Here is a 13,378-nt window from a genome sequence, read left to right as displayed (position 1 = left end):
ATGTCCTGAGCCCGGTCCCGCAGGCTGTTCCCATGGACGACACGGAGAGCCGGGCCCGTCGGGCCGGGCGGGCAGGGACGGCGGGCCGGAACCGCGTCGGCGGCTTCGACCGGATCAGGGGCGACTTCGACCGCATCGTCGGGTCGGTCGTGTACGCGACGATGACCACCGTGGACGGCAGGGGGCGGCCCCGTGCGCGCGTGCTCGTGCCCGTCTGGGAGACCGGCGGCGACCGCCCCGTGGGATGGCTCGCCACCTTTCCCACACCCGTGAAGACCGCGCACCTCGCGGGCAATCCGCACACGACCCTGTCGTACTGGAGCCCCGCCCAGAACACCGTCGCCGTGGACGCGGTGGCGTCCTGGGCCGACGAGCCGGACGTGCGGCATCGGGTGTGGGACCTGTACCGGGTGGGAAGTCCCCCGGGGGCCGGGTACGACCCGGCCGCCTACTGGAGCGCCCCGGACGACCCGGAGTTCCGGGTCCTGCGGCTCGATCCGTGGCGGATCCAGGTGCTGCGCGGCGCCGACCTCGTACGGGGCGCGCCCCCCAGGATCTGGCGGGCGCCGGAGGCTACACCTGCCCCAGACCCCGGGCGATGACGCATCCGGCGAACACAATGGCCAGCAGCGCGACCAGGAGCACCACCAGGACCGGGAGCAGGGGGAACAGCCCGCGCGCCAGGAACCGGGTCGACGGGGGCAGCGGGAACCCGTCCCGGCCGAAGTGGTCGGCGCGCGCCGTCACGTGCGCGCGGTAGCCGTCGAGTTCGGGCCCGCACATGCCGTTGAGCACCCGTGCCCGCACCAGCGCGGTGTGCTCGGGCATCCGCCACCCGACCGCGGCCTCCGACCGGGCGCCGCGGCGCGTGTGCCGCGCGCACTCGACCTCCGCCAGGGCGTGCAGCCACTCCCCCAGCCGGTCGGCGTCGGGCACCTGGCCGATGTGCGCACGCGCCACGATGAGGGTGTCCCGCAGCACCACGTGCGCGGTGTCGCGGTCGCGCAGGACCAGGATGCAGCGCCGGTACAGCTCCTCTCCGTAGGCGTCGATCAGGTACGCGTAGGCGTCCTCCGACGAGGTGCGGCTGGAGCGCAGGGCGCGGAGAAGATCCCGGTCCGTCATAGACCTAGAATCTACGCCGCGCGCGACACACCCTTCTCCCCTTTGCGCAAAGACCCGCCGCCCCGCGGCCGGGCCTCAGCCGCCGCCCTCGGAGTTCCCGCCGCTCGGGGCACGCGCCAGCGCGCGTTCGCGCAGCCACAGCAGCAGGTACGTGAGCACGGTGAGCCCCGCGACCAGCACGGCCTCCCCCGGGCCGAGGAAGCCGAGCGCCATCACCCCGGCCGCCACGACGACGAGCGCGCGTACGAGGACGCGCGCCCACAGTCCCGGCGCGTCCGGACTCACCTGGACCCTCCGGGGCGGGATGCCATCACGGCCACTCCTGTCACTGCGGCTGGGGGATGGGGAGGGCTCCGCGGCGGCGTCGCTCCCACGCCGTCCACGGGTTCCACATGTCACCATCGCGCGCCGCCACCCGCAACACGCCCGGAGCGGTGACCGGGTGAGATGATCGACACGCGCGATTCCCCACGATCGCTTGACTCCTCCCGGACTTTGCTGGTCTCCTTGGAACCATGCATCCGCACACGCCCGCCGACGCCATGGCTCGCACGGCCCTCGGGGCCCCCTGCCACCTGGCCGTCGAGGCGTGTCCGTGTTGTCGTCGCTGAGTCGCCGCGAGCGCGTGTGCCCGCGCCCGCGTCCGATCGACCCGGTGTCCGCCGTCCGCGTTCGCGTGTGATCTGACGGCCCGCACCGGCCCGGGGTGCCTCCGTCTCCGCGTCCGCGCGTCGAGCGGCCACCCCCGCCGCCCCGGTCTCCCGGGGCCCACCGACGACATCCGCGCGCTCCCCGCCGGGAAGCGCGCACACGTGAAGGATCTTCCCACGATGCCGCAGCAGGCTTCCACCGCCCTCCGTTCCGCCGACGCGGTCCCGACCGCCCCGCGCCCCGCCAGGGTCTCCCTGGAGGGAATCGGCGACGTCGTCGACGCCGGGCGCCGCTCGGGCTACGCACACCTGGGCGAACGCCGTCTGCCGACGATCGGGCGCCTGGTCTCGGCCGCGCGCGGCGCCGCCGAGGCGATGCGCCGCCCCACGCTCTGGCCGGCGCGCCGGGGCCGCTGGCAGATCGCGCCCCGGGCGGCCCGCCGCCGCGCGAGCGGCCGGCTCCGCGTGACCACGGTGGCGCTCGAACCGAACACCTTCGTCCCCGAACCGACCGCGCACCCCGGCAGGAGGCACTCGCTGGAGGTCCTGTACCTGGTCAGCGGCAGGGCGCACCTGATCGCGTCGGGCCCGGGCGGGGAGATGCTGTCGGCGGCCGAGCTGACCCCCGGACGCGCCCGCGTGGTGGGCGTGGCCCACCAGGGGGCCGGGGACCGCCGGGCGAGCCAGCACCTGGTGAACACCGGCGACGAGGTGGCCGTCGTGGTCCGGGTGACCGCCTGAGGCGGACCGGGCGCGGGGTTCACGCATCGGCGCTCCGCCCCGTGGCGGCCGCGCGGAGTTCGGCGTCCACCGCCTCGATCGAGCGGAGGACGGACGCGGTGCGCCGACCCTCCTCCAGGTAGGCGTTCATCACCTGGTCCAGCGCGTGCGGCGGGAGGTGCTCGCGCAGGTCCACCCGGGCGGTGCGATACCCCTCGCGGGCGGCCTCCAGGGCGGCGGACACGTACTGACGGGCCAGCCGGGACAGCGCGACCGGGTGTCGGCGCAGCACGCCGTGCAGCCGGTAGTCGGCGGGCACGTGGTCGAACAGCCACACCAGGGCCGTCTGCTCGAAGGAGTCCGACCCGGGTGGGTGCACACTCGCGGGCCAGTCCGGCGTCAGCGACTGATCGGGCATACCACCAGCATACCCGCCGTTCGAAAACCCGTTCGACTGAGCCCGCCCCTCCGCCTCAGTCGACGGAGCCGCCCTCCTCCTCGGCCCGTCTCTCCATCTCGACCCGAATGGCCTGCTCGGCCGCGTCCACCGCGGCGCGGGCGGTGATCGCGTTGGTGTGCGCCCGGTCCAACTCCTCCAGGAGGATGCAGTCGAAGGACACGCGCGCGTCGTGGATCGCGGCTTCCAACTGGCGTGACGCCTCTTCCAAACTCATGCCCCCTACCTTCCCCACAACCAGGCTCGCGCACACACCGCCCCACCCGCCCCACCAGCGCTCAAGCCCGGCCTGTCCGCGGGCCGTTCTACGATGTTGCTGAATCGCCGCTGTTCACGGCGGTGCCGATCGCCCGGCCGGAGAGGGACCCCCATGCGCAACCGCTATCCCGGGACCTGCACGACCTGTTCGGTCCCCGTCGCCGCAGGTGACGGCGTCGTGGTCAAGGAAGGGGGCCGCTGGCGCACCTACTGCGCCGAGCACGAGCCCCGCCCTGCCCCGCCCGCGCGCGGCGACCACCCCGGGTGGCACACGACCGCGCTGCTCGGCTTCGACTCCGAGACCTCCTCCCGCGACCCCGAGGACGCGTTCGTGGTGTCGGCCGCGCTGGTGGACCGGGACGGCAAGTCGACCACGTGGCTGGTGGACCCCGGGCCCCGGGAGATCCCCGAGGACGCGGTCGCGATCCACGGGATCAGCACCGAGCGGGCGCGCGCGGAGGGACGGCCCGCCGTCGACTGCCTGACGGAGATCGCCGACGCGCTCACGGCGCACCTGGCGGCGGGACAGGGGGTCGTGGTGTTCAACGCGCCCTACGACCTGAGGGTGCTCACCCGGGAACTGGAGCGGTACGGGCTGCCGCCGCTGACGGCGCGGCTCGGAGGCGCCGTCGTGCCGATCGTGGACCCGCTGGTGATCGACCGGGGCGTGGACCCGTACCGGCGCGGGAAACGGAACCTGAGCGCGATGAGCGAGTACTACGGGGTGGACCTGACCGAGGCGCACACGGCCGCGGCGGACGCCCTGGCGGCGCTGGCGGTGGCGGAGGAGATCGGCGCCCGGCACCCGGACGTGGCGGGGTTGAGCCTCGCGGAGCTGCACGAGCGGCAGGTGGAGTGGGCGCTCGGGTTCGCCCGCAGCCGCCAGGAGTGGCTGGACCGGACCAAGCCCGGGCACGGGACGGTCGTGGACGGCACCTGGCCCTGACTCAGGGTTCGAGGACGGGGCCCGGTCCAGCGTCGCCGAGCTCGGCGACGATCGCCCGAGCACGGTCCTCGTCGACCTCGGCCCGTTCGCCCAGCATGCGCACGGCCTCCTCCGTCCGCCCCAGGGACACGAGGTTGCGCACCCGGGCGCGCAGTTCGGGAGGCAGGTCCTCGGGAAGCCGCGGGCCCGGGACGTAGCCGCCGACCTGCGGTTCGGCGGTCGCCGGCGGGTCGGCGTCCGGCGCCCGCGCGGTGGCCAGGCGCTCCTCCAGCGCGGCGATGACCCGCCGCACCGCGTAGGAGCCCCCGCCGAGCACGAGGACCGCTCCCACCAGTAGGAGCACCATGAACACCAGACTCATGGTGCGCATCTACCCCAATTGCGGTCATAACAGACACCGACCGACGCAACGTACGGTAAGCATCCATTGACCGGAGGCGACGCCGCCCTCCGGACACACTTCGGGCCCGCCCGGGAGAACCGGACGGGCCCGAAAGGGTGGAGCCGCCTATCGGAATCGAACCGATGACCTATTCATTACGAGTGAATCGCTCTGCCGACTGAGCTAAGGCGGCACCGCGCCGCGTGGTGAACGCGGCGAAGCGGTCACCAGTCTAGCGCCTCCACCGGGGTGATCCGTACGCGGTCGCCGTGTCGGCTCCCTCACGCGCAGGCCATGCCGTCCGCGGGCACCGCCAGATCGATGAGGTAGGCGTCCACCATCGTGTCCACGCACACGTCGCCCATCCGGTAGCCCGTGTGCCCGTCGCCGTCCCGGGTCACCAGGAACCCGGACTCCAGCTGCTCGGCGAGGGCCACCGCCCACGCGTAGGGCGTGGCCGAGTCCCGTGTGGTGCCCACCACCATGATCGGGTCGGCGCCCGCGGCGTCCAGCGCGCCGCCCCGCGCCACCGCCTCCTCCGGCCAGTACGCGCACGGCAGCGCGCCCCAGGCCAGTCCGGGCCCGAAGTTCGGCGACTCCTCCGCGGCCTCGACCGCGGCATCGGCGTAGGATTCGACGTCCCGGGGGCTGGGCGAGTCCGAGCAGTTCACCGCGATGAGCGCGGCCGTGGAGTTCTCGTACGCCTCGGCGTCGGCCCGGCTGTACAGGTCGTCCCCGAGCAGGATCAGTCCTGTCCCGTCGCCGTTCTCCATGGCGTCGGTGAGCGCCTCGCGCACACGCGGCCACCAGGCGTCGGTGTACAGGGCCGCGAGCACGCCCAGCCCCGCGCGCGTCCGGTTGACCTCGCGGTCGTCGACGGAGTTGGACAGCGGCTCCTCGCCGGCGTCCTCCAGGAAGGCGTTCAGCGTCGCGATCCCGTCGTCCACGCTGTCGCCGGGGCCGCCCAGCGGGCAGTCGGTCAGGGTCAGGCAGTCCTCGACGAAGGCCGTCAGCGCGGTCTCGAAGCCCGTCGCCTGGTCCACGCTCAGGTCGAGCTGGTCCATGCTCGGGTCGACCGCCCCGTCGAGGACGAGCGCCCGCACCCGGTCGGGGAACTGGTCGGCGTACTGGGCGCCGATGTGCGTGCCGTAGGAGGCGCCGAGATAGGTCAGCCGCTCGTCGCCCAGCAGCGCGCGCAGGACGTCCAGGTCCTTGGCGACATCGACGGTCCCCATGTGCAGCATCAGCTCGGGGGCGTTGGCCTGGCAGGCCTCGACGAACTCGCGCCCGCTCTCCGCCATCTCCGCGACGCCCTCGTCGGTGATCTCCGTCAGGTCCGCGTCCCCGTCCTCGGAGTCCACGTCCATCCCGAGGAACTCGTCGAGCTCGGCGGCGTCCATACACGTGAGCGGAGTGCTGCGGCCCACGCCGCGCGGATCGAAGCCGACCACGTCGAAGCGCTCGCGCACGTCGTCGCTGACCGCGTAGGCGGCCTGGTCCACGTAGTCGAAGCCCGAGCCGCCGGGGCCGCCGGGGTTGAGCACCAGGGAGCCGATGACGTCGTCACCCTCGGCGGGCAGCCGCTTGACCGCGATCTCGATCCGCGCGCCGTCGGGCTCCTCGTAGTCGAGCGGCACCTCGAAGACCGCGCACTCGGCGCCCTCCAGCCCGGTCTCGCAGGCGCCCCAGTCGAGTTCCTGCGCGGTGAAGTCCGCCAGAGGACCGGCCCCGGCCTCGTCGGCGTCCCCCGCCGTCCCGTCGGACCCGCCGAGGGTGCAGCCGGTCGCCAGCAGGACCGCCCCCGCGAGCGAGGCCGCCCATGGCCCCCGCTTGTTCGTGCCCACCCGATGCCCGCCTCTCCGTGTCGGCCGACCGCGGCCGGCGCCCTCAACGCCGCACCATTGTGCCGGACCCGAGGGGATCAGGGCCCCCTCGCCCGCTATCCGGCGAGCAGGGCCGACGTCATGGCCTCCATCGCGATCTGCGGGTGCACGTTGGCGGCGATCCGCTCGCGGCAGCCCATGATCGCGTCGATCCGCCGGAGCGTGGCCTCCGGGCCGCCGGACCGCGCCAGCCGCTCCAGGTCGCCGCCGCGGTCGTCCGTGGACCGCTCGACCCCCGCGCCCAGTTGGAGCGTGAGCACGTCCCGGTAGAACGCCGCCAGGTCCAGCAGCGCGCGGTCGTAGGAGTCGCGCTTGATCCGGGTGGCGCGGCGCTTCTGCCGCTCCTCCAGGTCCTTGAGCGCCCCCGCCGCGCCGCGCATCGCCCTGGCCACCCCCTTGCCGCTGGAGCCCTCGCCGAAGGCCGCCCTCATCTCGTCCCTCTCCCGCTCGTCGAGCGCGGTGGTGAGGGCCTTGGACTCCTCCTCCGCGATCTCGTAGAGGCGGGCGGCGGCGGTCACGCACGCGCCGAGGCCGTCGAGCCGGGCGGGGATGGACAGCACCTCCTCGCGGCGCCTGCGCGCCTCGGGATCGGTGGCCAGCTGCCGCGCCCGGTCGATCCGCCCCCCGGCGGCCCGTGCCGCGGCCTCGGCGGTCGCGGGGTCGACGCCGTCGCGCCGGACGAGCGCGTCGACCACCTCCCGTGTGCCCGGCGTGGCCAGGGTGACCAGGCGGCAGCGGGAGCGGATGGTCACGAGCAGGTCGTCGGGCGTGGGCGTGCACAGCAGCCACACCGTCCGGGGCGACGGCTCCTCGACGGCCTTGAGCAGGGCGTTGGAGGCGGCCTCGGTGGCGCGGTCGGCGTCCTCGAACAACACGACGCGGAACCGCCCGCCCGAGGGCTTGCTCCCGGCCCGCAGGACCAGGTCACGGGTGTCGCCGACGCCGTAGCTGAGCCCGCTCGGCCGCACGTACAGCACGTCGGGATGGGTTCCGGCGAGCACCTGGTGGCAGGAGTCGCAGTGACCGCAGCCGCCGTCCCGGCACTGGAGGGCCGCCGCGAACGCGCGCGCCGCCTCCGAACGTCCCGAGCCGGGGGGACCGGTGAACAGCCAGGCGTGGGTCATCCCCCCGCCGGAACCACCCGCGACCAGGTCACCGGCCGCGGCGACCGCACGTCGCAGCTGGCCGACCGCGGCGCTCTGGCCGACGAGGTCGTCGAAGACCGTCACACTTTCCCCCCGGGCCGGCGCTGATGTCTGGTCCCAGGATAGGAGCCCTCACCGACGTGCGGCACGGCTTCGTGCGCCGACCCCGGACTACTCGTCCTTGATCACCGGGATCATGCCCGTCACGGCCTCCGAACCGCTCGGCACCGGGTCGGGCAGCAGCGCGCGGACGCGGCGGCGGATCTCCCGCCCGATCCTCTCCTGCGGCTCCTTGGCGTCCAGCACGAGGTAGCGGTCCGGGTCGGCCTTGGCCAACGTCAGGAAGCCGCGCCGGACCCGCTCGTGGAACTCGGCCGACTCCGACTCGATGCGGTCGGTGGGGCCGCCCAGGCGTGCCAGCCCGTCCTCGGGCGCGACGTCGAGCAGCACGGTCAGGTCGGGAACCAGGCCCTGGGTGGCCCAGTCGCTGATGTCGCGGATCTCCTCGGCCGACAGGTCGCGGCCGGCGCCCTGGTAGGCGAGCATCGAGTCGACGTAGCGGTCGCTGATGACGATCGCGCCGCGCTCCAGGGCGGGCAGGATCTCCCTTTCGACGTGGTCGGCCTTGTCGGCCGCATAGAGCAGCACCTCGGCCCGGTGCGTGATGTGCGAGTTCTCCTTGTCCAGGAGCAGTCCGCGCAGGCGCATGCCGAGCTTGGTCGCCCCCGGCTGCCGTGTCCCCACGACCTCGAAGCCCTGGTCGCGCAGCCATACGGTCAGCTCGCGGACCTGCGTGGACTTGCCCGCGCCCTCTCCGCCCTCGACGACGATGAACGCGCCGCCGTGCCTGGCCTGTCCCTCCTCCTCGTCACCGGCCGGGTCGACGCCGCGCAGGGCGGCGACGAGTTCGGGGACCAGGCCGGGACCGGCGTCGGGCGCGTTCCGGTTCATCTGGCGGTAGCAGACGAGCGCCACGACGACGGCGAACAGACCGGAGACCATGAGCACCACGCCGCTGCCGCGCAGGTCGTAGGTGAGCGGGCCGATCGGGAACGCGTAGTCGCCGATCAGGCCGGCGGCCAGCGGGGCCAGCGCGGTGGAGCCGACCAGGACGATGCGCGCCGCCCCGTGCAGGAAGGCGAACGTCCGCCCCCGGTACTCGTCCTCGACCTCGTGGCCGAGCATGGTCAGGCCGATCACCCAGGCGAAGCCCGCGCCCATGCCGAGGACCGCGGTGAGCACGGCGGTGAGCACCATGTCCGCGACGGCGCCCGCGAACACCAGGGCCACGCCCGCGATGACGATGCTCAGACCGAAGAGGCGGCGTCGGCTGAAGCCCTTGAGCACGCGCGGTCCGGCGAGCATGCCCAGCGCCATTCCGGAGAACACCGCGGCGAAGACCATGCCGAAACCGGCGTTGCCCGCGCCCAGCGCCTCGACGTGGATGCGGCCGACGCCGATGACGGCGCCCCCGGCGGCGAAGGCGCCGAGCATGCCCAGCACCAGGCCGCGCACGAGCGGCGTCCCGCCGACGTACCGCCAGCCCTTCCACACGGCGCGCAGGATGCCGCTGTCGGAGGTGTCGCCCTCGCCGTCCCGCGCCGCCTTGTGCTTGGGGATCGGCAGTCCGACGACCACGATCGCGGCGACGAAGAAGGTCACGCCGTTGAGGTAGAGCGCGATGTCCGCCTCGGGGCTGGCCATCGAGGGCAGCAGCGCGCCGAGCAGGTTGCTGACCGAGGCGAGCGCGGCGAACAGCAGCGCCGCCACGGGCGCGGTGCCGTAGGTGGTGAGCAGGCTGAGCTGGTTGGCCTGCTCCAGGAATTTCCTGGGCACCAGGTTGGGGACGGTGGCGTCCTTGGCCGGGGTCCAGAACAGGGCCACGATCTCGGCCAGGAGGTTGGCGACGAGCAGCCACTCCAGCGCGAAACCGGGAACGAAGAGCCCGACGAGCGGGATGGAGACGTAGAGCAGGCCGCGCAGCACGTCGCCGACGACCATCGTCCAGCGCCGGTCGAGGCGGTCGGCGACCACCCCCGCCAGCGGGCTGAACAGGATCGACGGGGCCAGCTTGATCACCACGACGCCGCTGACGGCGAGGTACTGGACGAGCTGGGAGCTGTCCGTGGTGAAGATCGCCGCGAGGGACATCAGGGCCAGCAGGCTGAGCCAGTCGCCCAGGCTGGAGAGGGAAAGCGAGATCCACAGCCTTCTGAAGGGTGAGATCGCGAGGACATGGCGCGCCTCGGCCGGCGCTCCCAGGGGTGCAGATCTGCTCATAGCGCTCAAGATTATCGGTGAGGGGGATAGGGACCGACGGGTCGACGACCCGCCGCGTGGTGATTCGAGAGGTGGAGCCGGAGGTCACACACGTTTCACGCGTTCCCCTCCGTCACACACAGAGTAGTACGGAACCCCCGTCCCCGACAGGGGTCGTGCGGAGCGGGTCGCCGCCCCGGCCCGCGGAACGGCTCACCTGGGCGCTGCCCGCGGGGAAGGCCCAGGTGAGCGGGGCGGTTCAGGACTCGCCGTCGGCGGACTCGCGCGCGGTCGTCCTCGGGGTCCCGGTCTTCTTCGTCGCGGCGGACCTCGCGGTCGCGGCGGAGCGGGTGGTCGACGCCTTCTTCGTGGTCGAGGCCCCGGACGCGCTCGCCGTCTTCCCGGCCGTCGTCGTCTTCTTCGCGGTGGTCTTCCTCGCCGCGGGCTTCTTCTTGGCCGGGGCCTTGGCACGGCGCTCGGCGAGCAGCTCGGCGGCGCGTTCGTCGGTGATCGACTCGACCTCGTCGCCCTTGCGCAGGGAGGCGTTCACCTCTCCGTCCGTGACGTAGGGGCCGAACCGCCCGTCCTTGACGACCATCTTCGCGCCGGAGACCGGGTCCTGGCCCAGCTCGCGCAGGGGCGGCGCGGCGGCCCTGCGCCCGCGCTGCTTGGGCTGGGCGAAGAGCGCCTCGGCCTCCTTCAGGGTGACCGTGAACATCTGCTCCTCGGTCTCCAGGGACCGGCTGTCGGTGCCGCGCTTGATGTAGGGGCCGTACCGGCCGTTCTGCGCGGTGACCTCCTCGCCGTCGAGCTCGCCGACCACGCGGGGCAGCGACAGCAGCCGCAGGGCGTCCTCCAACGTGACCGTGTCCAGGTCCATCGACTTGAGCAGGGAGCTCGTGCGCGGCTTGGCCTTCGTCTTCGCCTTCGCCCTCGCGGCGCCCTTCCCGGCCTCCTCGGCGGGCTCCTCGACGACCTCGGTGACGTAGGGGCCGAACCGCCCGGACTTGGCCACGATCACGCGGCCGGTCCCGGGGTCGGTGCCGAGCTCGCGGTCGCCGCTGGGCTGGGCGAGCAGCTCCTCGGCCTTCTCCTTGGTCAGCTCGTCCGGGGCCAGGTCCTCGGGCACGTTGGCCCGCTCCCCGTCCCGGTCGAGGTACGGGCCGAAGCGTCCCACCCGCAGGACGATGTCCGTGCCGGGCACCGGGACGGACGAGATCTCCTTCGGGTCGATCTCGGACAGGTGGTCGCCCACCAGGTCCTTGAGCCCGGTCTCCTGCTGCCCCTGCGGGTCCTCGCCGCCGAAGTAGAAGCGGCGCAGCCACGGAAGGCTCTCCGTCTCGCCGCGGGCGATGCCGTCGAGCACGTCCTCCATGCGGGCGGTGAACTCGTAGTCCACCAGGTTCCCGAAGTGCCGCTCCAGCAGCTGGACCACCGCGAAGGCCAGGAAGGACGGCACGAGCGCCGTGCCCTTCTTGAACACGTAGCCGCGGTCCAGGATGGTGCCGATGATCGAGGCGTAGGTGGACGGGCGCCCGATCTCCCGCTCCTCCAGCTCCTTGACCAGGGTGGCCTCGGTGTAGCGGGCGGGCGGGCGGGTGCTGTGCCCCTCGGCCTCCAGGGTCTGCGCCTTGAGCGGGTCGCCCTCGGCCATCGCGGGCAGGCGCCGCTCGCGGTCGTCCAGGTCGGCGGCCGGGTCGTCGGAACCCTCGACGTAGGCCTTGAGGAAGCCGTGGAAGGTGATGATCTTGCCGGTCGCGCTGAACTCGGCGACCTCACCGCTCGCGGAGGTGCCCTCGATCCGCACGGTGACGGACTCGCCCACCGCGTCCTTCATCTGGGAGGCGACCGTGCGCTTCCAGATCAGCTCGTAGAGACGGAACTCGGGGCCGGTCAGGCCGGTCTGCGAGGGGATGCGGAACTCGTCGCCCGCGGGGCGGATGGCCTCGTGCGCCTCCTGCGCGTTCTTGACCTTGCTGGCGTACACGCGCGGCTTGTCGGGCACGTGGTCGGCGCCGTAGAGGCGCCGGGCCTGCGAGCGCGCGGCGTTCACGGCGCTCTCCGACAGCGTCGTGCTGTCGGTGCGCATGTAGGTGATGTGACCGTTCTCGTACAGCCGCTGGGCGACCTGCATGGTCTGCTTCGCGGACAGGCCGAGCTTGCGGGACGCCTCCTGCTGGAGGGTGGTGGTGCGGAACGGCGCGTACGGGGAGCGGCGGTAGGGCTTGCGCTCCACCGACCTGACCGCGAAACCGGCTCCGGTCAGCCGCTCGGCGAGCCCGCGCGCGGCCTCCTCGTCCAGGTGGCGGACGCCGCGGTCGGAGCGCAGGACGCCCTGGGAGGTGAAGTCGCGGCCGACGGCGACGCGCGTGCCGTCCACGCTGAGCAGTGTCGCGGGGAAGGTGGCGGGGCCCTCGGGGACACCCGCCTCGGTGGCGTCGAAGACCGCCTTGATGCCCCAGTACTCGGCGGAGGTGAAGGCCATCCGCTCGCGTTCGCGCTCGACCACCAGGCGCGTGGCGACCGACTGCACCCGGCCGGCCGAGAGCTTGGGCATGACCTTCTTCCACAGCACGGGGGAGACCTCGTAGCCGTAGAGGCGGTCCAGGATGCGGCGCGTCTCCTGGGCGCTGACCAGACGCGTGTTCAGGTCGCGCGTGTTGCTGGCGGCGCGCTGGATGGCGTCCTTGGTGATCTCGTTGAAGACCATGCGGCGGACGGGGATCTTGGGCTTGAGCTCCTCGCGCAGGTGCCAGGCGATCGCCTCGCCCTCGCGGTCCTCGTCTGTGGCCAGCAGGAGTTCGTCGGCCTCCGCCATCAGCTCCTTGAGCTTCTTGACGTGCGACTTCTTGTCGGCGTTGACGACGTAGAGCGGCTCGAAGTCGCCGTCGACGTCCACGCCGAGCCGCGCCCACGGCTGTCCCTTGTACTTGGCGGGGATCTCGGCGGCCTTCGTGGGCAGGTCACGGATGTGGCCGATGCTGGACTCCACGACGTAGCCGCGGCCCAGATAGCCGGCGATGGTCTTCGCCTTGGCGGGCGACTCGACGATGACCAGAGCGGTGCCCGCTCCCTGCCGTCCGGTGTCCTTGGAGCCGTTCTTGCCGGCGCTGCCCTTCGTGGGTGGCACGTGTTCCCCTACGTCTAGCCCTACGTGATCTGTCCGACCGTGGTCCTGCGGTTTCCTGGGAACCGACAGTAACCGAATGCCAGGCCCTCCCCCGTCGACGGGTGAGCGGACCCCCGGGTCCGGGACCCGTCCCGGTGCCGGGCGCCGAGCTCACAACCACCGGCACCCGCAGAATAAGCGTTACCCGAACCGATGCCGCCCCGTCGCGTCCCCGCTCGGGCGTGGCGACCGTCTCCCACCATCGCCCACCGGCTTCGGGGAGCACCTGGAACTCGCATCCATAGTGACATCGGTCACAGTTGGGATCACGGCGCTCCACGACCACGAGAAAGCGACGAGTCCCCCCGGATATTCCCGGGAGGACTCGGCTCACGTCCTGAGCTGGTGGTCGTCACCCCCACGCTCCCGCAGTCCACCGCGATC

The 13,378-nt window shown here is 72.8% G+C and carries 12 protein-coding genes and 1 tRNA gene; 3 read left to right on the top strand and 10 right to left on the bottom strand.

Going from position 1 to position 13,378, the window contains the following annotated elements:
• Nucleotides 1-32: 32 nt before the first annotated feature.
• Nucleotides 33-602, top strand: coding sequence for a pyridoxamine 5'-phosphate oxidase family protein (locus tag ACIBFB_RS26180; RefSeq protein WP_397234626.1), 570 nt, complete (start codon nt 33-35; stop codon nt 600-602).
• Here the strand turns inward: ACIBFB_RS26180 and ACIBFB_RS26175 are convergent.
• Both ACIBFB_RS26175 and ACIBFB_RS26170 read right to left on the bottom strand, forming a co-directional pair.
• On the bottom strand, nt 574-1,125 hold the full coding sequence (locus tag ACIBFB_RS26175; protein ID WP_397234624.1) for an RNA polymerase sigma factor: 552 nt from the start codon (nt 1,123-1,125) through the stop codon (nt 574-576). The two genes, ACIBFB_RS26180 and ACIBFB_RS26175, sit on opposite strands and share 29 nt — an antisense overlap.
• Nucleotides 1,126-1,200: 75 nt before the next feature.
• Nucleotides 1,201-1,410: a hypothetical protein gene (locus ACIBFB_RS26170; protein WP_397234622.1), complete on the bottom strand. Its 210-nt coding sequence runs from the start codon at nt 1,408-1,410 to the stop codon at nt 1,201-1,203.
• 545 nt (nt 1,411-1,955) lie between these two features.
• Here ACIBFB_RS26170 and ACIBFB_RS26165 point away from each other — a divergent pair.
• A complete protein-coding gene (locus tag ACIBFB_RS26165; protein WP_397234620.1) occupies nt 1,956-2,516 on the top strand; it encodes a hypothetical protein in 561 nt (186 codons plus the stop codon).
• Between the two features lie 19 nt (nt 2,517-2,535).
• Here the strand turns inward: ACIBFB_RS26165 and ACIBFB_RS26160 are convergent, their stop codons facing one another.
• Both ACIBFB_RS26160 and ACIBFB_RS26155 read right to left on the bottom strand, forming a co-directional pair.
• Nucleotides 2,536-2,913, bottom strand: a complete 378-nt coding sequence (locus tag ACIBFB_RS26160; RefSeq protein WP_397234618.1) for a hypothetical protein — start codon at nt 2,911-2,913, stop codon at nt 2,536-2,538.
• A gap of 55 nt (nt 2,914-2,968) precedes the next feature.
• On the bottom strand, nt 2,969-3,169 hold the full coding sequence (locus ACIBFB_RS26155) for a hypothetical protein (RefSeq protein ID WP_397234617.1): 201 nt from the start codon (nt 3,167-3,169) through the stop codon (nt 2,969-2,971).
• 153 nt (nt 3,170-3,322) lie between these two features.
• Here ACIBFB_RS26155 and ACIBFB_RS26150 point away from each other — a divergent pair, with 153 nt between their 5' ends.
• Nucleotides 3,323-4,156 (top strand): exonuclease domain-containing protein, encoded by an 834-nt coding sequence (locus ACIBFB_RS26150; RefSeq protein WP_397234615.1) that lies wholly within the window; start codon nt 3,323-3,325, stop codon nt 4,154-4,156.
• A 1-nt stretch (nt 4,157) separates the two neighbouring features.
• Here the strand turns inward: ACIBFB_RS26150 and ACIBFB_RS26145 are convergent, their stop codons facing one another.
• The 6 genes from ACIBFB_RS26145 to topA all read right to left on the bottom strand — a co-directional run bounded on the left by ACIBFB_RS26145 (nt 4,158) and on the right by topA (nt 12,955).
• Nucleotides 4,158-4,526: a hypothetical protein gene (locus ACIBFB_RS26145; protein WP_397234613.1), complete on the bottom strand. Its 369-nt coding sequence runs from the start codon at nt 4,524-4,526 to the stop codon at nt 4,158-4,160.
• Nucleotides 4,527-4,655: 129 nt separating this feature from the next.
• Nucleotides 4,656-4,731 (bottom strand) — tRNA-Thr (locus tag ACIBFB_RS26140).
• An 88-nt stretch (nt 4,732-4,819) separates the two neighbouring features.
• A complete protein-coding gene (locus tag ACIBFB_RS26135) occupies nt 4,820-6,382 on the bottom strand; it encodes an alpha/beta hydrolase (protein ID WP_397234611.1) in 1,563 nt (520 codons plus the stop codon).
• A 95-nt stretch (nt 6,383-6,477) separates the two neighbouring features.
• Nucleotides 6,478-7,650 (bottom strand): DNA polymerase III subunit delta', encoded by a 1,173-nt coding sequence (locus tag ACIBFB_RS26130; protein ID WP_397234609.1) that lies wholly within the window; start codon nt 7,648-7,650, stop codon nt 6,478-6,480.
• Nucleotides 7,651-7,737: 87 nt separating this feature from the next.
• Entirely contained in the window at nt 7,738-9,846 is a 2,109-nt protein-coding gene (gene tmk / locus ACIBFB_RS26125) for a dTMP kinase (RefSeq protein ID WP_397234607.1), read from the bottom strand.
• A gap of 238 nt (nt 9,847-10,084) precedes the next feature.
• Nucleotides 10,085-12,955 (bottom strand): type I DNA topoisomerase, encoded by a 2,871-nt coding sequence (gene topA, locus ACIBFB_RS26120; protein ID WP_397234605.1) that lies wholly within the window; start codon nt 12,953-12,955, stop codon nt 10,085-10,087.
• Nucleotides 12,956-13,378 lie beyond the last annotated feature (423 nt).

Source organism: Nocardiopsis sp. NPDC050513, from assembly GCF_044457925.1.
Taxonomy (GTDB): domain Bacteria; phylum Actinomycetota; class Actinomycetes; order Streptosporangiales; family Streptosporangiaceae; genus Nocardiopsis.
Note: the sequence above shows the minus strand (reverse complement) of the source record. Positions and strands in the feature narration are given on the sequence as shown.